This is a genomic window from Shinella zoogloeoides, assembly GCF_003574625.1.
Classification (GTDB): Bacteria; Pseudomonadota; Alphaproteobacteria; order Rhizobiales; family Rhizobiaceae; genus Shinella; species Shinella zoogloeoides_A.
In genome coordinates this window covers 167,407-186,704 of record NZ_QNUJ01000008.1, presented here as the reverse complement: position 1 = coordinate 186,704, position 19,298 = coordinate 167,407, and the positions used below count along the sequence as shown (strand labels likewise).

General features: G+C 64.6%; 23 protein-coding genes. 6 read left to right on the top strand and 17 right to left on the bottom strand.

Features of this window, described 5'->3' with window-relative positions:
• Positions 1 to 181: 181 nt before the first annotated feature.
• From fliP to DSD28_RS17325, 14 genes are all read right to left on the bottom strand, one after another.
• Positions 182 to 928 (bottom strand): flagellar type III secretion system pore protein FliP, encoded by a 747-nt coding sequence (gene fliP, locus DSD28_RS17390; protein ID WP_119257684.1) that lies wholly within the window; start codon positions 926 to 928, stop codon positions 182 to 184.
• Positions 925 to 1,440 carry a flagellar basal body-associated FliL family protein gene (locus tag DSD28_RS17385; protein WP_119257683.1) on the bottom strand — a complete coding sequence of 172 codons (516 nt, stop codon included), beginning with the start codon at positions 1,438 to 1,440 and terminating at the stop codon, positions 925 to 927. Before DSD28_RS17385 ends, fliP begins: the two co-directional genes overlap by 4 nt.
• A gap of 35 nt (positions 1,441 to 1,475) precedes the next feature.
• The gene (gene flgH / locus DSD28_RS17380; protein WP_119257682.1) at positions 1,476 to 2,186 is read right to left on the bottom strand and encodes a flagellar basal body L-ring protein FlgH; all 711 of its coding nucleotides are present in this window, start codon (positions 2,184 to 2,186) and stop codon (positions 1,476 to 1,478) included.
• Complete coding sequence (locus DSD28_RS17375) at positions 2,183 to 2,716, bottom strand: MotE family protein (RefSeq protein ID WP_119257681.1); 534 nt, start codon at positions 2,714 to 2,716, stop codon at positions 2,183 to 2,185. The genes flgH and DSD28_RS17375 overlap by 4 nt, the downstream gene beginning before the upstream one ends.
• Positions 2,713 to 3,825, bottom strand: coding sequence for a flagellar basal body P-ring protein FlgI (locus tag DSD28_RS17370; protein ID WP_162911447.1), 1,113 nt, complete (start codon positions 3,823 to 3,825; stop codon positions 2,713 to 2,715). Before DSD28_RS17370 ends, DSD28_RS17375 begins: the two co-directional genes overlap by 4 nt.
• The gene (gene flgA, locus DSD28_RS17365; protein ID WP_119257679.1) at positions 3,825 to 4,334 is read right to left on the bottom strand and encodes a flagellar basal body P-ring formation chaperone FlgA; all 510 of its coding nucleotides are present in this window, start codon (positions 4,332 to 4,334) and stop codon (positions 3,825 to 3,827) included. The genes DSD28_RS17370 and flgA overlap by 1 nt, the downstream gene beginning before the upstream one ends.
• A 20-nt stretch (positions 4,335 to 4,354) precedes the next feature.
• Positions 4,355 to 5,137 carry a flagellar basal-body rod protein FlgG gene (flgG, locus tag DSD28_RS17360; RefSeq protein ID WP_119257678.1) on the bottom strand — a complete coding sequence of 261 codons (783 nt, stop codon included), beginning with the start codon at positions 5,135 to 5,137 and terminating at the stop codon, positions 4,355 to 4,357.
• A gap of 9 nt (positions 5,138 to 5,146) precedes the next feature.
• A complete protein-coding gene (locus DSD28_RS17355) occupies positions 5,147 to 5,479 on the bottom strand; it encodes a flagellar hook-basal body complex protein FliE (RefSeq protein ID WP_119257677.1) in 333 nt (110 codons plus the stop codon).
• On the bottom strand, positions 5,476 to 5,895 hold the full coding sequence (gene flgC, locus DSD28_RS17350; RefSeq protein ID WP_119257676.1) for a flagellar basal body rod protein FlgC: 420 nt from the start codon (positions 5,893 to 5,895) through the stop codon (positions 5,476 to 5,478). Before flgC ends, DSD28_RS17355 begins: the two co-directional genes overlap by 4 nt.
• 3 nt (positions 5,896 to 5,898) lie before the next feature.
• Positions 5,899 to 6,279 (bottom strand): flagellar basal body rod protein FlgB, encoded by a 381-nt coding sequence (flgB, locus tag DSD28_RS17345; protein WP_119257777.1) that lies wholly within the window; start codon positions 6,277 to 6,279, stop codon positions 5,899 to 5,901.
• Between the two features lie 266 nt (positions 6,280 to 6,545).
• On the bottom strand, positions 6,546 to 7,112 hold the full coding sequence (locus DSD28_RS17340; protein WP_119257675.1) for a flagellar protein: 567 nt from the start codon (positions 7,110 to 7,112) through the stop codon (positions 6,546 to 6,548).
• The gene (gene fliI, locus DSD28_RS17335) at positions 7,109 to 8,464 is read right to left on the bottom strand and encodes a flagellar protein export ATPase FliI (protein WP_119257674.1); all 1,356 of its coding nucleotides are present in this window, start codon (positions 8,462 to 8,464) and stop codon (positions 7,109 to 7,111) included. Before fliI ends, DSD28_RS17340 begins: the two co-directional genes overlap by 4 nt.
• Before the next feature lie 63 nt (positions 8,465 to 8,527).
• On the bottom strand, positions 8,528 to 9,253 hold the full coding sequence (gene flgF, locus DSD28_RS17330) for a flagellar basal-body rod protein FlgF (RefSeq protein ID WP_119257673.1): 726 nt from the start codon (positions 9,251 to 9,253) through the stop codon (positions 8,528 to 8,530).
• Between the two features lies 1 nt (position 9,254).
• Positions 9,255 to 10,034 (bottom strand): DUF1217 domain-containing protein, encoded by a 780-nt coding sequence (locus tag DSD28_RS17325; protein ID WP_119257672.1) that lies wholly within the window; start codon positions 10,032 to 10,034, stop codon positions 9,255 to 9,257.
• Between the two features lie 170 nt (positions 10,035 to 10,204).
• Here DSD28_RS17325 and motA point away from each other — a divergent pair, with 170 nt between their 5' ends.
• From motA to DSD28_RS17295, 6 genes are all read left to right on the top strand, one after another.
• Positions 10,205 to 11,083 (top strand): flagellar motor stator protein MotA, encoded by an 879-nt coding sequence (gene motA, locus DSD28_RS17320; protein ID WP_119257671.1) that lies wholly within the window; start codon positions 10,205 to 10,207, stop codon positions 11,081 to 11,083.
• A gap of 3 nt (positions 11,084 to 11,086) precedes the next feature.
• Positions 11,087 to 12,031, top strand: a complete 945-nt coding sequence (locus DSD28_RS17315) for a FliM/FliN family flagellar motor switch protein (protein WP_119257670.1) — start codon at positions 11,087 to 11,089, stop codon at positions 12,029 to 12,031.
• Positions 12,032 to 12,094: 63 nt separating this feature from the next.
• Positions 12,095 to 12,676, top strand: coding sequence for a flagellar motor switch protein FliN (gene fliN, locus DSD28_RS17310; protein ID WP_119257669.1), 582 nt, complete (start codon positions 12,095 to 12,097; stop codon positions 12,674 to 12,676).
• Between the two features lie 30 nt (positions 12,677 to 12,706).
• The gene (gene fliG, locus DSD28_RS17305; protein ID WP_119257668.1) at positions 12,707 to 13,747 is read left to right on the top strand and encodes a flagellar motor switch protein FliG; all 1,041 of its coding nucleotides are present in this window, start codon (positions 12,707 to 12,709) and stop codon (positions 13,745 to 13,747) included.
• Positions 13,748 to 13,849: 102 nt separating this feature from the next.
• Complete coding sequence (gene flhB, locus DSD28_RS17300; RefSeq protein ID WP_162911446.1) at positions 13,850 to 14,947, top strand: flagellar biosynthesis protein FlhB; 1,098 nt, start codon at positions 13,850 to 13,852, stop codon at positions 14,945 to 14,947.
• Between the two features lie 5 nt (positions 14,948 to 14,952).
• The gene (locus tag DSD28_RS17295) at positions 14,953 to 15,396 is read left to right on the top strand and encodes a hypothetical protein (protein WP_119257666.1); all 444 of its coding nucleotides are present in this window, start codon (positions 14,953 to 14,955) and stop codon (positions 15,394 to 15,396) included.
• A 40-nt stretch (positions 15,397 to 15,436) separates the two neighbouring features.
• Here DSD28_RS17295 and visR read toward each other — a convergent pair whose 3' ends face one another.
• From visR to fliF, 3 genes are all read right to left on the bottom strand, one after another.
• On the bottom strand, positions 15,437 to 16,180 hold the full coding sequence (gene visR / locus DSD28_RS17290; RefSeq protein WP_119257665.1) for a transcriptional regulator VisR: 744 nt from the start codon (positions 16,178 to 16,180) through the stop codon (positions 15,437 to 15,439).
• Positions 16,181 to 16,190: 10 nt separating this feature from the next.
• Positions 16,191 to 16,934, bottom strand: coding sequence for a transcriptional regulator VisN (gene visN / locus DSD28_RS17285; RefSeq protein ID WP_119257664.1), 744 nt, complete (start codon positions 16,932 to 16,934; stop codon positions 16,191 to 16,193).
• A gap of 577 nt (positions 16,935 to 17,511) precedes the next feature.
• A complete protein-coding gene (gene fliF / locus DSD28_RS17275; RefSeq protein WP_119257662.1) occupies positions 17,512 to 19,206 on the bottom strand; it encodes a flagellar basal-body MS-ring/collar protein FliF in 1,695 nt (564 codons plus the stop codon).
• Between the last annotated feature and the right edge of the window lie 92 nt (positions 19,207 to 19,298).

Here is a 19,298-nt window from a genome sequence, read left to right as displayed (position 1 = left end):
TACCAAACCCGTCGTGTTGAGCCAAAACTCGCAGCCAATCCTTGCCAACTTCTTAAATCGGAAGGTCGCATCCGAGAGGTCGGAGAACAGGGTGAACGGGGGGTAAAACGCTATGGTTAAAGAGATATTCAGCGCGCGCCGGTTCGGGAAAAACGCGCACGCGCGTCTTCCCGGCCGGCGTTCAGTTGAACGAGCGCACGAGGCTGCCGACGAGGAGATTCCAGCCGTCGATGAGCACGAAGAACAATATCTTGAAGGGCAGCGAGATCGAGGTCGGCGGCAGCATCATCATGCCCATGGCCATGGTGATGGTGGCGACGATCAGGTCGATGACGAGGAAGGGCAGAACGACGAGGAAACCGATCTCGAAGCCGCGGCGGATTTCCGAGATCATGAAGGCCGGGATGACGACGCGCAGGTCCGCGACATTGTTCTCGACGACCTTCTGCCCGCGTTCCTCGGCGAGCGAAATGAAGAGCTCGATATCCTTGTCGCGGGTATTGGCGACCATGAAGTCGCGGAAGGGCTCGGCGATCCGCTTGGTGGCCTCGGCCTCGTCGATCTGGTTGGCCATCAGCGGCTGGACGCCGTTCTGCCAGGCCCGGTCGAAGGTCGGCGCCATGACGTAGAAGGTCATGAAGAGCGCCAGCGACACGAGGATCATGTTCGACGGCGTGGTGGAGAGCCCCATGCCGGAACGAAGGATGGAGAAGGCGATGACGAAGCGCGGAAAGCTCGTCACCATGATCAGGATGCCGGGCGCGACGGAAAGGACCGTCAGCAGCCCGAAGGTGCGGATGATCCAGCCGGCGACCGAGCCATCGACGGGTGCGTTGAGAAGGCCGCCCGGCAGCTGCAGCTGCTGCTGGGCGTAGGCCATACCGGTCATCGCCATCATGGCGACGAAGGTCAGAAGGGCTCGAATCATTCGATCACAAAGGTCCGGAACATGACGTTGGTTACGCGCCCTTCCGACCTGAGGTCAACCCGCTCCTCAAGGTCTTCCCTGAGATATTGAAAGCCGCGCGGGCCCTGTACCTGCTGGAGCGAGACCGTGCGCATATAGGCCATGATGTCCTGATGGATTTCCTCCGCCAGCTTGACGTCCGGCGCGCCCTTGAACATCAGCGCGACCTCGAGGCGAACGCGGTTGTCGGACGGATAGGCGAGATTGCTGGTGATCGGATCGAGCAGCACGATGCCGTTGGCCTCGGTGGAGATATGGGCGAGTTCCTGCCCCTTCTCTCCCGCGGCGCCATGCTCGCCGCCGGCGGGTGCCGCGGCCTTCGCCTCCTCGACCGGCTTTTCGGCCGGCGGTGGGGCGAGCATGTTGCCGACGAACCAGCCGCCGCCGGCGGCAAGCAGCGTCAGGACGGCGATGGCCGCGATGGTGATGACGAGCGACGGCTTCTTCTTCCCGCCCTCTTCTTCGTCCGCCATTGTCTTCTTCCCGTGTTGCGAGGATGCCGAGATCGTCAGATCGGCGAGAACAGGTCGATGGCCTGCTGACCCCATGGCGGCTGCTGCACTTCGGTCAGGCGGCCGCGGCCGCCGTAGGAAATGCGGGCTTCCGCGATGCGCTCGTAGGCGATCATGTTGTTGGCATCGACATCCTGCGGCCGCACGATGCCGGCAACGTTGAGGATGCGCAGTTCATGGTTGACGCGCACTTCCTGCGAGCCGCTGATGAGCAGGTTGCCGTTCTCGATGACGCCGGTGACGACCGCCGCGACGAGCAGGTTCAGCTTCTCCGAACGCTCCGTCGAGCCGTCGCCCTTGGTGCTGGTCGAGGACCCGAAGGCCAGGTCGCCCTTGGCATCGACGCTGCTGTCGGCGGTCGAGCCGCTGAGACCGAAATTGATGCCGCTCTTGTTGGTGCGCGAGCGGTCGGTCTTGTTGTCGAACGTCGCCTTGTCATTGACACGGATATTGACCGTCAGGATGTCACCGACCTTGAAGGCGCGGGAATCCTTGAAAAGCGCCGACTGCTGGTCGCTCCAGATCGAATAGCCGGAAACCGCCGTGCGCGGCTGCTTCGGATAGGCCGCCATCTGCGGCGTCTCGGCATAGTTGAGGCCGCTGCCGATGGGGCTCATCGCCGGGGCCTTGCCGATCTCGTTGATCGCCTGGCTGGAGCAGCCCGACAGGGCCAGCGCCACGGAGAGTGCGAAGGCGGTCTTCTTCATGACGGGTCCTTTGACGTATTCGGATCGCTTGCCGCAGTGAGGATGCGGGTCAGCGCCGCGGCCTTGTCGGCCGGCATTTCTCCGAGGATCGTGCTCGACTGGCGCGGCGCCAGCTTCATGACGATGGCGGAGGCGATTTCCGGATCGAGCTCGGCGAGCTGGGCGGCGGCCGCGTCCGGCTTCATCTTCTTGTAGATCTCGACGAGGCCGCCTTCGGCGGTCTTCAGGAAATCGTTGCGGCGCTTCAGCCAGTCCTCGTATTCGGCGCGGCGGGCTTCCAGCGTCTTGATGCGCTCGTCGACGTCCTTCTGCAGGTTTTCAAGCTCCTGCTTCTGGAGGAGATAGCGCTGGTCGCGCGCCGCGTCCGCGATATTGGTGCAGAACTCGCGGATCTCGTCGGCGCTTGCATTGGTTGTCGTGATGACGGGGCGATCCTCGGCGAAGGCACCGGGAATGGCCATCATGACGAAGCCGGCGACGGGGAGCGCGAGCCTGCGGGCGATCGTGGAAAGGGTCATGCCTGTTCTCATTGCAGCACCAGTTCCGCCTGGAGGGCACCGGCCGTCTTGATGCTCTGCAGGATGGAGATGATGCCATCCGGCTTCACGCCGATGCTGTTGAGACCCGAGACCAGCGAACGCAGGCTGGAGCCGTCGAGCATGGCGACGTTGCCGCCTTCCTGCTGGACGAGGATGTCCGTGCTCGGCTGGACCGCCGTCACGCCCTTGGAGAAGGGTTCGGGCTGGATCACCTGCGGCATCTCGTTGACCTGTACGGTCAGCGAGCCGTAGCTGACGGCGACGGGCGAGATGCGCACGTCCTGGCCGATGACGATCGTGCCCGTGCGCTCGTTGATCACGACGCGCGCCGGCGCGTCCGTCTCGATGACGAGGTTCTCGATATCGGCCATCAGACGGGCGAGATCCGCCATCTTCGGCTTGGAGACGTAGACGGACTGGGAATCGCGCGATTCGGCGATCGGCGAGCCGTACTGGGCGGCCGCATAGCGGTTGATCGCGTCGGCCATGCCGACGGCGGTGGAGAAGTCCGGATTGCGCAGCTGGAGGACGAGGTCGGACGCATCCTTGAAGCGCGAGGGCAGCTCGCGCTCGATAATGGCGCCGTTCGGCACGCGGCCGGCGGTCGTCACGCCCTGCTGGACGCTCGCGGCATCGCCGCTGGCATTGATGCCGGTGACGACGATCGAGCCCTGCGCGACCGCGTAGATCTGGCCGTCCGCGCCGGAAAGCGAGGTCATGACCAGCGTGCCGCCGCGCAGCGAGGTGGCGTCGCCCAGCGAACCGACGGTCACGTCGATGCGGCTGCCGGGGCTGGCGAAGGGCGGAAGGTTGGCGGTGACGAGCACGGCCGCGATGTTCTTGGCGCGCGTCTGCGTGCCGACCATCGAGATGCCGAGATTCTGCAGCATGGCGCGGACCGACTGCTCGGTGAAGGGCGAGGAGCGCATGCTGTCGCCCGTGCCCTGGAGGCCGACAACGAGGCCGTAGCCGATGAGCTGGTTCTCGCGGCCGGCCTGCAGCGAGGCGACGTCCTTGATGCGGGCGGCCGGCAGGGCCGGACCCGTCGCCAGCAGGAAGCAGGCGAGGAAGACGACCGCGCGGGAAAGGAAGGACTGCATCATTTCGCCACCACATGTACGGTTCCGTCCGCCATGACGGTGCCGGAAACGATGACCCCGGAATCCTTGTTGCGGACCCGGATGAGTTCGCCGACGGCCGCATCCTGCAGCGGCGTGCCGGCAGCGCGCAGCACCATCGAACGGCTTTCGAAGACGAGCTGGACGGTGGTGCCGCGGGAAACCGCGAAAGGCTCGCGCAACGCCGAGGTGAGGATGACCCGGCCGGGCAGCAGCGTGCGCCTCGTCACCATTCCGTTGACGGCCGCGATGGTTTCCGCAAAGCCGTTGACGATGTTCGGATTGGTGACCTCGACCTCTTCGAGCTGGCCTGCATCCAGTTCCTCGCCGGGGTAGATGATGCGCTTGGGCACGACGGCCGTGCGCGTATCGGCAAGGGCCGCATCGGCGACGAGAAGGCCGAGCAGCACCGCCGGCGCGGCAAGGGCCGCGCGCCGGAGGGCCGAAAGGGTCTTTCCCGTACGAAGAGCTGCTATCAGGCGAAACATCATGTTCCCCGCATGTCCGGTTGCTATCTCAGGTTCTTGCTGACCACCGCCGCCATTTCGTCCGCTGCCTGGATGATCTTGGAGTTCATTTCATAGGCGCGCTGGGCGGAGATCAGGTCGGTGATTTCCTTGACCGGATCGACGTTGGACGCTTCGAGGTAGTTCTGCTGGATATAGGCGAAGCCCGCTTCGTCCGGCGCGCCGACCGTGGCCGGGCCGGAGGCGGCGGTTTCACGGAAGAGGTTCTCGCCGAGCGGCTCGAGGCCGGCTTCGTTGACGAAATTCGCCAGCGTGATCTGGCCGAGATCCTGCTGCTGGCCGGCGACGGTCGCGAAGACCTGGCCGGACTTGGTGACGTTCACTTCCGTCGCGTCCTGCGGCACCGTGATGCCGGGGACGACCGTGTAGCCGTCGAGCGTGACGAGCTGACCGTCGGCATTGGTGTTGAAGGCGCCGGCGCGGGTATAGAGCGTGGAGCCGTCCGGCGCCTCGATCTGGAACCAGCCGCGGCCGATCAGCGCGAGGTCGAAGGAGTTGCCGGTGGACACGAGCCCGCCCTGGAGGTGCAGGTTGCGCACGGCGGCGGTCTTCACGCCGAGGCCGATGATCGCGCCTTCCGGCACGACCGCCTGGTTGGCGCGGTTCGGCACGCCGGCGGCGCGCTCGGTCTGGTAGAGCAGATCGGAGAACTCGGCGCGAGCGCGCTTGAAGCCCGTCGTGTTGATGTTCGCGATGTTGTTCGCGATCACTTCGAGATTGGTCTGCTGCGCGTTCATGCCGGTCGCGGCGATGGCAAGGGCTTTCATGTCCGGTCCTCAGATCTGCATTCTTGCGACTTCGAGATAGGCGGTGACGACCTTGTCGCGGATGGCGATGGCGGTCTGCAGCGTCTGCTCGGCGTTCATTACGGCGTCGACCACTTCGCGGGTCGAGGCCTTGCCCTGGATGGCTTCGAAGGATTTGGTCTCGCCGAGCTTCAGCGTGTTCGCCATCTCGCCGGCCATGTCGCCCATGACCTGGGCGAAGGACATCTGGGTGCCCGTTCCCTGCGCGGCCGCAGCGGAAACGCTGCTGGCGCCCCCCATCTCGACGCCGGTCGCGGCGTTGCCGGACAGGAGGGAATTGATGCTCTTTACGCTTTCGATCATTGCGAGGCCCTCAGGAGGTCGATCGTCGCGCTGATCAGGTCGCGCGACTGCTTGATGCTCTGGAGGTTCGCCTCGTAAGAGCGGTTGGCTTCACGCATGTCGGCCATCTCGACGATGACGTTGACATTCGGCATCTTGACGTAGCCCTTCTCGTCGGCCGCCGGGTTGCCCGGATCGTATTCGCTGGAGAAGTCGGTCTCGTCGAAGCCGAGGCGCGAGACTTCGACGAGCGAGGCGTTGGTCGCGCGGTCGAGCTCGGCGGCGAAGGTCACGGTCTTGCGGCGGAAGGGATCGGCGCCGGGCGTATCGCCCGTCGAACGGGCGTTGGCGAGGTTCTCCGAAACGATGCGGATACGGGTGGACTGCGCCTCGAGTCCCGAGGCTGCGACTTTCAGGGAAGCTACGAGCGGATCCATTTCTTACCTTTTTACTGTCATCAGCATCATGCGATGAAAGGCCTTGACGAGGCCGGCATTCAACTCGAACTCACGCTTGACCTGGCCCTCTTTCATGAGTTCCTCGGCAAGGCCGACGGTGTTGCCGGACTCCTGCACGCCGATCTCCTCGGTGGGCTTCGTCTCGATGACACGGCTGGCCATTTCGGTTTCGGTGAAGTGGCCGGGCTGCGTCGCCGCCATGCGGATGCCCGTCGTCTCGAGCACCGACTGGAAGGGGGTCACGTCCTTCGCCTTGAACCCGGGGGTGTTGGCGTTGGCGATGTTGCCTGCAACCACGCTCTGGCGGACGGCGAGCCATTCGGCCTGTTTCGTTGCCAGTTCAAACAGTTGTATCGGTTGCATGACAAGCTCCATCCTTGTTCGAGGCGAACCTACGGAGCCAATCTTGCGTCAGACTTGCTGTGCGGCGGTTTCCCGCCAACCACCTGATTTCGTGGAGGAATAAATATCGCGAAGGAGGGAACCCTCCCTCTGCCCGCCGGCCTCTCCCTGCGAGGGAGAGAAAGTCAGAGGCTTGCCCATCGTTCGAAATCGAATGCGTAAGGGTGCGGCAACGCCGGGCCCCTCCCCCTTGTGGGGAGGGATTGGGAAGGAGGCTTCCCCCGCGCTCAGTTGCGCTTGATGACTTCGCCGTTCGAGGTCACGATGACCCAGGCGCCTTCGCGCTGTTCCAGCGTGGCAAGGCGGCTGTTGTCCGGCAGGATCGAGCCAACGCGCACGATATACATGCCACGGGCGTCCTCGATGAGCGCCCGGCCGTTCGCCACATGCATCAGGCGGAAGCCGGAGCTGACCGGCAGCGGCTGGTTAAGACCGGTTTCCACCGGGACGCCGAGCTTCTTCTCCGCGCCGAGGCTGGAGGTGGTGGCTGTCGCGACCGGGTCGAGGCTTACGGGCGCCGGATCCTTGTCTTCATCGACCATGGCGGCGGGCGAAACGCTCACCACCTGCTTGCCCGCCATTTCCGGCAGGTTGCGCGTCGTGCCCTTCCAGAGGGTCGGGACCGAGAACTTTTCCGGGTTGAGGAAAACGTACCACGGGAAGAAGGCCGCGCCCGCCGCCAGCATCACGCCGGTGCCCATGAGCAGCTTGTCCCCGAAGCTGTAGCCCCGCGCCCGTCCCGGCCGCCGCAGCGGCTGGATGGTTTCGTCCGCGTCGAAATCGGTCACTGTCATCCCCTTCGCATGGCCGGCGCACCGCCCTGCCCGGCCGCATTCTTCAGCGCGATCGCGAGATCGGCGAAGGCGTCGCCGGCGGGCCTTTCGCCCGGCGTCTGTTTCAGAACCTCGTAGATGATCGGCACCTGCTTGATCGCCATGTCGAGATCGGGATCGCCGCCGGGGCGATAACCGCCGATGAGGCGGAGGTCCCGCGTTTCCTCGAAGCGGTGGATGAGCGCCTTCAGCCGCGAGACCAGCTTTTCCTGATCCGGCGTCCAGGCCTTGCGGGCAAGACGCGAGATGGAGGCGAGCGGGTTGATCGGCGGATAGCGCCCTTCCTCGGCAAGGCTGCGCTCCAGCACGATATGGCCGTCGAGGATGCCGCGCGTCGAGTCGGCGATCGGGTCGTTGTGGTTGTCGCCGTCGACGAGGATCGAGATGATCGCCGTGATCGTGCCGGTGCCTTCCGCGCCGGGGCCGGCGCGCTCCAGAAGACGCGGCAGCTCGGTGAAGACGGAGGCAGGATAGCCGCGCGCGATGGGCGGCTCGCCGGAGGCGGTCGCCACCTCGCGGATCGCATGGGCAAAGCGCGTCACGCTGTCGATGATCAGGAGCACGTTGTCGCCCTGGTCACGGTAGTGCTCGGCAATGGTGACCGCCGTCAGCGGCGCCATCTTGCGCAGCATCGGGCTCTCGTCGCTGGTCGCGACGACCGCGACGGACTTGGCGAGGTTGTCGCCGAGCGTATCCTCGATGAATTCGCGCACTTCGCGGCCGCGCTCGCCGACCAGCGCGATCACCACCTTGTCGAAGGCGTCGGCCCTTGCCAGCATCGACAGCAGCGTCGATTTGCCGACGCCGGAGCCGGCGAAGATGCCGAGGCGCTGGCCAAGGCAGAGCGGGGCGAAGATGTCGATGGCGCGCACGCCCGTATGGAAGCCCTTCTCGACACGCTTGCGCGTCATCGAGGGCGGCGCGGAATTGGAGATCGAGCGGCGCACGTCGCCCTGCACCAGCGGTCCGAGCCCGTCGATGGGCTCGCCCAGCGCGTTGATCGTGCGGCCGCACCAGGACGAGGCCGGCGCGACGCGGAAGGCGCCCTTGCGGATGACGGTGTCGTGGATGCCGATCGGCTCGCCCGGCTCGATGGGGCAGACGACGACCGTTTCCGGTTCGACGCGCACCACCTCGCCGAGATGGACGCCCGTGGCGCTCTTGTGCGCCACGAACTCGCCGAGGCGCACATGGCGCGACAGGCCGCCGACCGTGTAGTTGCCGGCCGCGATGGTCTGCACATGGCCGCCATGGGCGACCGAGAATTCCGGCGTGGAATAGCGCCGCACGAGCCCCGCCAGCGCATTCATCATGCGCCCGCCCTCGGGCGTGCCTGCCGCTTTTCCGCTCTGCCCTTCCCCAGCGCCTGTCATCGCTTACTTGCTTCCGCCGAGGGTGCGGACCGCTTCGCTCATCGAATCCTCACTGCTGCGCGTCAGCGCGGCGATGTTCTCGAAGGCGCGCGTGACCTGGATGAGCTGCGTCATCTCGGCGATGGCGTTGACGTTCGATTCCTCGACATAGCCCTGCGCCACGCCCGCATCGACGCGGTCGGTCACCGGCTGCGGCGGGATGGTGGTGATGATACCGCTGTTGCCGGCGCGCACGAAGCCGCCGGAAAGGTCCGCCTCGAAGATGCCGAGCGCGGCGACCGGCCGGCCGTTCTGGTTGAGCTGGCCGTCAGCGCTGAGCGTGATGGAGCCGGCATTCGCATCGATCTGGATCGGGCCGCCGCCCGGATCGAGCACCGGATAGCCGTTCAGCGTGACGAGGTCGCCGGCATCCGTCAGGGTGAAGCGGCCATCGCGGGTGAGCGTCGGGCCGGAGGGCGTCTCGACCTGGAACCAGGCTTCGCCGCGGATCGCGAAATCGAGCGGGCCGCTGGTCTGCGTCAGGCCGCCGTTGCGGGTCGACAGGAATTCATCGCCCTGCGAGACGAAGGCGACGTCGGCGTTCTTCTGGTCGCTGACGACCTGGTTGAACTTGACCTCCGTCGCGCGGAAACCGACCGTGGTCGAGTTCGCAACGTTGTCGGCAAGGGTGGCCATGCGGCGGTCGAGCGCGATCTGGGACGAAAGCGATACATAGAGCCCGGTCTGCATCTCAGCGACCTCCGAGTTTCAGGTTGTTGATGGAAAGGAGAAGGTCGGTCGAAATGCCGGTGACGCTCGACGACCTGAAGACCGTCAGCGGATCGTAGCTGCCCGAGGGATTTTCCAGCTCCCACATCGAGGTGAAGCGCTCGAGGAACTTGCCGACCTTGGACGGATCCTTGAAATCGGCGAGATCGAGCGCGTTTTCGTAATAGGCCGCCTGCCGGTCGACATCGGTGGCGGCGAATTCGGCGGGAAGCTGCAGGGCGGTGCGCACCACCTGCGCCAGCGCGTCGTCGGCGATGATCGAATAGCCGGAGGTGATGGAGGAGGCCATGCGCTCGAAATAGAGCGCCAGGCGCACGCCCGTATTGTCCTCGCCGGCGCTGACCTCCAGCGTCTCGCGGGCATATTTCTCGGCGACGCCCTTCTGGGCGCGGTCGAAGGTGGTGGCGAGCTCGCCATGGCGGGCGAAGTTCAGCGATTCCGCCAGTTCCTTGTAGCGGCTGTCGGAGAGCTTGTTGGCGAAGGCGTCCTTGTCGTCGACACCCTCGGTCAGCACCTTGCGCATGAAGGCCTTGGCATAGGCCATGTCCTCCAGGCCATGCGCCTTCATCACGTAGTTATAGAGCCTGTCATCGGCGAAGAAGGCGTCGATCGACTTAATGCCACCGATCCTGGAGAGGTAATATTCCGTCTCGCGCTTGACGTCCGGCTGCTCCGAAACGCGCTTCAGCGACGTCGGGAGGTCGGCGGAAATCAGCTTGTAACTCGCATAGGTGGTGGTCACGATAGGCTGCCGATCAGGTTCGAAAAGACATGGATGTCCGTTTTGAACCACGATCTTCGGGGCTTTTGCTTGCGCGAACCTGATCCGTTAACCCGCCGTAAGGTACAGCTTCACGCAAGGCTGGAACCGTATCCCGGAACGGTCAGAATTGTGTCGGGACACCTGCGCTCATGAACATCATTATCGGTCTCATCGTCACCGTCGGCTGCGTCTTGGGCGGCTTCATGGCCATGGGCGGGCACGTCGACGTGCTCATGCAGCCATTCGAACTCATGATCATCGGCGGCGCCGGCGTCGGCGGCTTCATCGTGGCGAACACGATGAAGGTGATCAAGGAAACCGGCAAGGCGCTGGGCGAGGCCTTCAAGCACAAGGTGCCGAAGGAACGCGACTATCTCGATACGCTCGGCGTGCTCTACAGCCTGATGCGGGACCTGCGCACCAAGTCGCGCAACGAGATCGAAGCGCATATCGACAATCCGGAAGAATCGCCGATCTTCCAGTCCGCGCCGACCGTGCTGAAGAACAAGGAACTCACCGCCTTCATCTGCGACTATGTCCGCCTCATCATCATCGGCAATGCCCGCTCCCACGAGATCGAGGCGCTGATGGACGAGGAGATCCAGACGATCACGCGCGACAAGATGAAGCCCTACCACGCCATGACCACGATGGGCGACGCCTTCCCGGCCATCGGCATCATCGCCGCCGTTCTCGGGGTCATCAAGGCGATGAGCAAGATCAACGAATCGCCGGAGGTCCTCGGCGGCCTCATCGGCTCGGCGCTCGTCGGCACCATGCTCGGCATCTTCCTGTCCTATTCGGTGGTCGCGCCGATCACCGCCAACATCAAGGCCGTGCGTGAGAAGCAGAACCGCCTCTATGTCATCGTCAAGCAGACGCTCCTGGCCTACATGAACGGCTCCGTGCCGCAGGTGGCGCTGGAATACGGCCGCAAGACCATCTCTTCCTACGAGCGCCCGTCGATCGACGCGGTGGAGCAGGAAATGATGAATCCCGGCGGCGGCGGCGATTCGAAGGCGGCCTAAGAGATGAGCGCAGCAACCGTGACGTCCCTTCCCACCATGGATCCCGTCGTCCTCGCACGGCTGACCGGCCGGCTTGGCGACCAGGCCACGGTCTCCCGGCTCTGCGCCAGCCTCGGCGAGGTCTTCGCCGAATTCCTGCCCGACATGCTGGAAAGCGAGCTCGGCTTCGAGGTCGCGGTTTCCTATGCCGGTTTCGTCACCGGAAAATATGCCGAGGTCACCCAGGGGCTCGGCGGCGCCATGGCCTTCTGCGATGCGTCGCTGCGCGACTGGTGCGACCGCTTCACGCTGATCTGCGACAGCCCGCTGATCATCACGCTGGTCGAGAACATGCTCGGCGCGCTCAGCGATGCCGTCGAGGATCCCGAGCCGCGCCCGCTCTCCAAGATCGAGCTGGACGTCGCGGCCATGATGTTCGACCGGATCTCCGGCGTGCTGAAGACCTCCGTCAACGGCGCGAACGGCTTCGAGCCCTTCCTCGGCCCGGCGCACAATGCGGAGATCCGCAAGTCGGCGGAGGACGGTTCCGACGAGGCCTTCGTCGCCATGATCAACATGGCCGTCGGCATCGGCCCGGTCCTCTCGACCTTCCATGTCGTCGTGCCGCAGAGCGTGCTGCTGAAATCGGTCATCACTGCGCCGAAGCCGGCCAATGCGGCCAGGACCCGCGTCGAATGGAGCGAGCAGCTCGGCGAGCAGGTCCGCCGTTCCAAGGTGACGCTGGAGGCGCGCATCCGCCTCGAGGCGCAGACGCTGGACACGATCAGCCGCCTGCAGGCGGGCGACATCATCCCGTTCAACGAGGCGGGCGACGTGCGCGTGGAGGTCAATGCGAACGGCCGCAACCTCTATGTCTGCGAATTCGGCCGCTCGGGCGCCCGCTACACGGTTCGCGTCAAGGATACCTACGGCTCGGAGGAAGAGCTTCTCCAGCACATCATCGGATAGTTTTGCGGATGAAGCCTGCGGGGCGGCACGCCTCAGGCAAGTTTCGAATGGAATAGTGGTCTTATGGCACCGAAGAAAACACCCATCGCTGACGACATCATGTCTTCCATCAACGCAGGCGACCAGGAACTGGAGCAGGCGATCGACGACCTGCGCGGCGTTCTTCAGAAGGATGCTTCGGGCGCAGACGCAACCGCGGAGGACGATCCGCTGGCCGCATTCGGCGGCGATTTCGGCGGCAGCACGGATTTCAGCGCCGGCAGCGATTTCGGCGGCGGCGCGGCCGCGTCGGATTTCGGCGCGGATACCGGCTTCGGCGGTTCGGACTTCGGCGGCGGCGCCGATTTCTCCGAGAGCCTCGGCGAGGCGCCGCGTCCGGGCAGCGCGATGGAGTCCAACATGGACCTCATCATGGACATCCCGATCGATCTGCAGATCGTCCTCGGCTCCTCGCAGATGCAGGTCTCCAGCCTGATGAACCTCAGCGAGGGCGCCACCATCGCGCTCGACCGCCGCATCGGCGAGCCGGTCGAGGTCATGGTCAACGGCCGGGTGATCGGTCGCGGCGAGATCACCGTTCTTGAAAACGACGACACCCGCTTCGGGGTCAAGCTCATCGAAGTAAAGAGTACACGCAAAATCTGACGACCGGTTAGGTCTCAGGGAGATGAATCCATGATGGATTTCGAAAATTTCGGTACGTCCACGGCGGTCGGGACACCGCTTTCGCAGGTCGAGAAGGCAGCAGCCGTCCTTCTCGCCATGGGCAAGGGCGTCGCCGGCAAGCTGCTGAAATATTTCACCCAGAGCGAATTGCAGCAGATCATCGCAGCCGCGCAGAACCTGCGCGCCATCCCCCCTCATGAGCTGATCGACCTCGTCAACGAGTTCGAGGACCTGTTCACCGAGGGCGCGGGCCTGATGGACAACGCCAAGATGATGGAAGGCATCCTCGAGGAGGGCCTGACGCCCGACGAGGTGGACGGCCTGCTCGGCCGCCGCGCCGCCTTCCAGGCTTTCGAGACGACGATCTGGGACCGCCTGCAGGACGCCGACCCGGTCTTCGTCTCGCAGTTCCTGCTCAACGAGCACCCGCAGACCATCGCCTACATCCTCTCGATGATGCCCTCTTCCTTCGGCGCCAAGGTGCTTCTGGAGATTCCGGAGGCCCATCGTGCAGATATCATCAACCGCACCGTCAACCTGAAGGACGCGAGCCCCAAGGCCACCGCGATCGTCGAGGCGCGCGTCATCGAGATGATCAACGCGCTGGATGCGGACCGCAACTCTATCGGCACGAACAAGGTCGCCGACCTCATGAACGAGCTGGAGAAGTCGCAGGTCGACGAGATGCTCGCCTCGCTCGAAACGGTCTCGACCGAATCGGTCAAGAAGGTGCGCCCGAAGATCTTCCTCTTCGAGGACGTGCTCTTCATGCCGCAGAGAAGCCGGGTGTCGCTGTTCAACGACGTGTCGGGCGACATCATCACGGCGGCGCTGCGCGGCGCCTCGATGGAGCTGCGCGAGGCCGTCCTCTCCTCGATCGGCGCGCGCCAGCGCCGCATGATCGAATCGGACCTCGCCGCGGGCGACCAGGGCGTCAATCCGCGCGAGGTGGCGATCGCCCGCCGCTCGATCACGCAGGAAGCCATCCGCCTCGCCGCCGCCGGACAAATCCAGTTGAAGGAGAAGGAAGAGGCGCAGCAGGCCGCCTGATCCTTCTTGACACGATAGTGCCGCAGGCGGAGCGTATTTCCGGCCCGAATCTCCAAACAGGCGGTTCGGGCCGTTTGCTTTCGGCCGGAGCCTCCTGCCGGAATTGCCCCGGAGCGCGACGTGTCGGACGACGACAAGGACAGTAAAACAGAACTCCCGACAGAGAAGAAGATTCGCGATGCGATGGAAAAGGGCAACACGCCCTTCTCGCGCGAGATCACGATCTTCGCCTCGACGCTGGCGATCTACCTCTTCCTGGTCTTCTTCCTGCCGGGCGGCATCGCGCGGATGAGCGAGACGCTGCGCGATTTCTTCGAGCAGCCGGAGGCCTGGAACCTCAAGACCGGCACGGACGTCATCGCCATCTTCCGCCATCTCGGCTGGGAGGCCGGTGCGCTGCTGATGCCGATCCTCCTGATGATGATGATCTTCGGCATCGCCTCGTCGGTGTTCCAGAACCTGCCGAGCCCGGTCTTGGAGCGCGTGCGCCCGCAGATCAGCCGGCTGAGCCCGATGAAGGGCCTCGGCCGCCTCTTCGGCAAGCAGGGCCTCGTCGAATTCGGCAAGTCTCTGATCAAGATCCTGCTCGTGTCGCTGGTCGTGGCGATCGCCATGCGCGGCAACTATTTCGCCTCGCTCGACACGATGTTCTCCGAGCCGCAGGCGCTGCTCTACATGATGACGACGGACATCAACAAGGTCCTCCTCATCATCCTCTTCGCCACCGCCCTCATCGCCGCCATCGACTTCGCCTGGACGCGCCATCACTGGTTCACCGAACTCATGATGACGAAGCAGGAGGTGAAGGAGGAAATGAAGCAGGCCCAGGGCGACCCGATCGTCAAGGCCCGCATGCGCTCGATCCAGCGCGACCGCATCCGTCGCCGCATGATGACCGCCGTGCCGCGCGCGACCCTCGTCATCGCCAACCCGACCCACTTCGCCGTGGCGCTGCGCTATGTGCGCGAGGAAGGCGATGCCCCGGTGGTCGTCGCCAAGGGCCAGGATCTCATCGCGCTCAAGATTCGCGAGCTCGCGGAGGAGAACGGCATTCCCGTTTTCGAGGATCCGCCGCTCGCACGCTCAATGTTTGCGCAAGTCTCGGTGGATAGTGTCATTCCGCCGGTGTTCTACAAGGCCGTGGCGGAGCTGATTCACCGGGTTTACGCAGCCTCGCCCCAGACCAGACGGGTAAACTAGATCCGATGAGAAAATGCACCTATTCCGCCGAGCGCGAGAAGATTGTCGCAGAAGCAATCTGCCCGGTCGCCACCGAGCTGAGACTGCTCGACGCGGCCGATCTCGTCTCGCTGTTGCGTTTCGAGTGCTACGGTAACCTGGCCGACCTGGTCTCCTCGGCGGCCGAACTCTATTTCCTGCCCGGCACGGTCAATTTCGGCGCCGGCGGCGACTATCGCCTCGACTGGGACACGGAGCCGGAAGTGACGCTGGACATGGAGCTGCGCCCGCAGGGCGTGACGGTCTATGCCAAGCTGATGCTGCAGAAGGACAAGGCGGGCGTCGAGGTCACCCATGTGGCCTTCAACGATCCGGCCGCCGATCCCGACGACAACACGGCCTTCCTGCGCAGGAGCCTTGCCGAGGCGCGCTATGTGACATCCGGCTCGGCGCCACAGCACGCGCATTGAGCGCCGAAAACGGCCGGTTCGCCGGCCGTCCCCTCCCCTGTCAGGTAATATAGCCGAGGCGGATCGCCTTCGCGATCGCCTGGATGCGGTTTACGGCGTCGAGCTTCGTCGTCGCCGTGCCGAGATAGGCGTTCACCGTATGCACGGAGAGGCCCATCTTTTCCGCGATCGCCTCTGAGATGCAGCCGTCGCCGGCCATCTGGAGGCAGGCGATCTCGCGCTCGCTGAGCGATGCGGAGGGCGCCAGCTTGCGCTCCTCGCCGGCCAGCATGTCGATCAGCACCTGGCAGCTCTTCATGTGCATGTCGATGATGAGATCGGCGGCCGGCGCGATGAAGGTGCCGAGGAAGAGGACATAGCCGTTGCCATGCGCGCCGAGGCGGACCGGGAACGCCATGCCCGACCAGGGCAGGAGACGCGCGGGAAGGCGCGCCACGAAAGGATCGGCGGCCGCCTCGATAAACTGGCTGTCGCCCGCCCCTTCCCAGATCAGCGGCAGCATGGAGGCTTCAAGATGCGCGAGCATCGTCTGCCCGTAGGCTTCCAGCAGCAGGCGGGCATTGCCCTCCACGTCGCTCGCCCAGTTGTGCAGCGAAAGCGCCAGCTTGCGGGCGGACGGCAGGCCCTGGCCGCTGAGACGCAGGACCGCGAATTGCTCGGCTCCGAGGATCGTCTGCATTACCAGGAGGCGTGACACGAAATCCGCGGCGCTCGCGCTCTTCTGGGGACGCGCAATGCGAATCTCTGGCTCCGCTGCAGCGGGAGCGGAAAACTGACCGGCCATCCGTCCCTCCTCAGACCAGGTTGTTGCGAACGGCCCAGGCGATCGCTTCCGATCGCGTCCTGGTGGCCGTCTTGCGCATCACGCTGGTGATGTAGTTGTTGATCGTGTTGCGGGAGATGCCGAGGATGACGGCGATCTCGTCGCTCGTCTTGCCTTCGGCGATCCAGTAGAGGCATTCGATCTCGCGGTCCGTCAGCTCCATCTCCCGGTCATGCCGCAGGATCGCGCCGCGGCAGCAGACGCTGGCGAAATAGCCGGTCATGACGCCGACATCGCGCAGCTTGCTCTGGGAAAGGATGAAATGCTCCGGGAAGAGGAGCAGCAGCGACATGCGCACTCGCCCGACATGGAAGGCGATGACGCAATATTCCCGGCTGATGCCGGCCGGCACCGCCACGTCGTCGGCAAGATGGCTGAAGCTCGGCTTCAGCAGCGTCAGGCACTTGTCCAGCTCGCTCATGCGCGACTGGCGGACGACGATGGCGCTTGCAATGTTGCGCACCAGGTCGAACGGCCAGTCGGATGCGACCACGGCCTCGAGCCCCGCTTCGGGCGACACGTCGTGACGGACGAGGAAATAATGCGAGGCGCTCACATAATCGGTCAGCGCCTTCAGGCCGGCGGGAAGGCCGGCGCGGCCCGCGCAGCGCGCGAGATGTTGAACCAGCAGTTCACGCGCACTCTTACGCTCACCTGACTCGGCAGAGAATCCATAGGATTCCCAGGCCGCGACATCCGGCCGGATCGATTCCATGATAGCCCCCTGTTCCAATTCCAAGCGGAGATCCTGCCTCCCTTCCGCCAAAGATCTGGAACCGTCCAAACCCCTCTCCGGTCAGGCCGCATCGGCAAGAATCACCAAACGAATCAGTGACTAAAGTGTACATCTCCCCTCGCTAAAAACCACGGCATCTTCTCGGGATTTACTTTCGCCGGCTTCTGTGAGTCGGCCCGGTGCAAGTGATTTGCCTTACAGCGTGCGAATGCCAGCCGCGCCGGGGCAGCGTCGGTTAAATTCTTGTTAACCATGGAATATTTGAAGAAGCGCCCGTCAATCAGCCATATGAGCGACCGCTCATGCGCGTAAAATTGCAGGTCGGGTGCGACGGCGCGCAACGGCCAGGAGCGTGAAATTTTTTCCAAGCCCACGCCGCCACGAACGTCATTTTCTTTCGGCACCGATCAATTGCGAAGGAATTGCTGCAACCGGATTGAACGAGCGTTGCCGAAAAGCGACACCCCTACCGAAAAGTCGGACTTTTCCGGACACCAAAACGAAAGACGCGGCCGTTTCCGGCCGCGTCCCGAATGTCTTGCTTCGTGGGGAGCCGTCAGGCGGCTTCCTTCTCCACCGCCCACTTGCGCAGGATCTTGGCGGCGCGCTCCTCGCTGATCTCGACCATGCGGCTGAGGCGGCGCTCCGGGCCTTCCTTGACGCGGCGGTTGAAGGAACCGTCGCCATCGTCGCCGGCATTGAGCAGGTCGTCCGTGCTGTCGAAGCCGAAGTCCGCGCCGAAGCCGTCCATGAGCGTCGCCCCGGGGCCGCCGATGCCGCCGGCCGGCGAGAAGTCGGGGAGCTCGAGGCCCGCCGCATCGCTTTCCAGCGCGCCGGCTGCGGCGCCGCCGCCGGTGACGGAGCGAACCGCCGGACGAAGACCGAACCAGACGACGAGGACGGCGACGGCGACGAAGGCGAGCGCATTGATGATGCCGCCGATATTGCGCGTCAGCGTCTCCACGAAGCCGGGGCCCGGCACCGCGTCGTTCAGAAGCTGGTGGTCGAGGAATTCCATGGCGGTGATCGTCACGACGTCGCCGCGGTCCGGGTTGAGACCGGCGGCGGAGGAGACGATCTTCTGCATGTCGGCGATATAGGCATCGATCTTCGCCTGGTCGGCCGGCTCGCCGACCATGGCGGCGACACGGGCGCGGTTCACCACGACGGCAACGGAGAGCTTCTCGACCGCGAAGCCGTTGCGAACGGTGGCGACCGTCTTGCTGTTGATCTCGTAGTTGGTCTGCTCTTCCTTCTTGTCCGCCTCGTCGTTCGACTGCGGGCCGTTGCCGTCGCCCTTGGGGCCGCCCTGCGGAATGTTCTGCTCGACGGTCGTCGCCTTGTTCGAGGCGTGCTGGCTGGACTTCTGGCTCTCCCGGGTCACGCGGACGGAGCGTTCCACGCGCGATTCCGGATCGTAGACCGTTTCCTGGATCTGCTGCGTATCGGTGTTGAGGGCGGCAGTGACGCTGGCGCGGAAATTATCCATGCCGAGGAAGGGTGCGAGCGCCTTCTCGATATTGCGTTCGATCTCGCCCTGCACGGTCTGCACCGTGTTCAGCGAACGGTTGAGCTGGCCGTTTTCCGGATCGTCGCCAGAGGCGAGGAGCTGGCCGGCGGAATCGAGGATCGTCACGCCGTCGACCTCAAGCCCCGGAACCGAGGCGGCGACGAGGTGGCGGATGGCGGCGGCCGATTCACGGCCGGCCTGCGCGCTGGCGCGGATCATGACGGAGGCCGTCGGCACCTGGTCGGCCCTGCGGAAATTGCCGCGCTCCGGCATCACGACATGGACGCGGGCGGCGGCGATGCCGTTGATCTGCTGGATGGTGCGGGCGATCTCGCCCTCGAGGGCCCGGATGCGCGTCACCTCCTGCATGAAGGAGGTGAGGCCGAGCGAGCCGACCTTGTCGAAGAGCTCGTAGCCGGCATTGGCGCTGCTCGGCAGGCCGCGCTCGGCGAGATAGAGCCGTGCCTTGCCGGTCTGGCCGACGGGAACGGCGATGCTCGATCCGTCCGTTCCGTTGTTGAAGTCGATATTGCCCTCGGCGAGCGCCAGGCCGATCTGGTTCAGGTCGGCCTTTTCCAGCCCGACATAGAGCGTCTCGTAGGCGGGCTTGTTCACGAGGATCCCGGCGGCGAGCACGAGACCGATCGACACGACGGCGGCTCCGGCCAGCATCGCGAGTTTCGCCTGCCCCAGCGATGCCAGGTTCTTGTAGACTTTCGTCAACTGTTCCAACAGATTCATTCTGTTCCCGCACGGACTAGTCGCCTGGACACCGGACTACCATGCCGGCGCGATCAGACGCATTTTCAATCTCGTGAGATAGAGCCGGCACA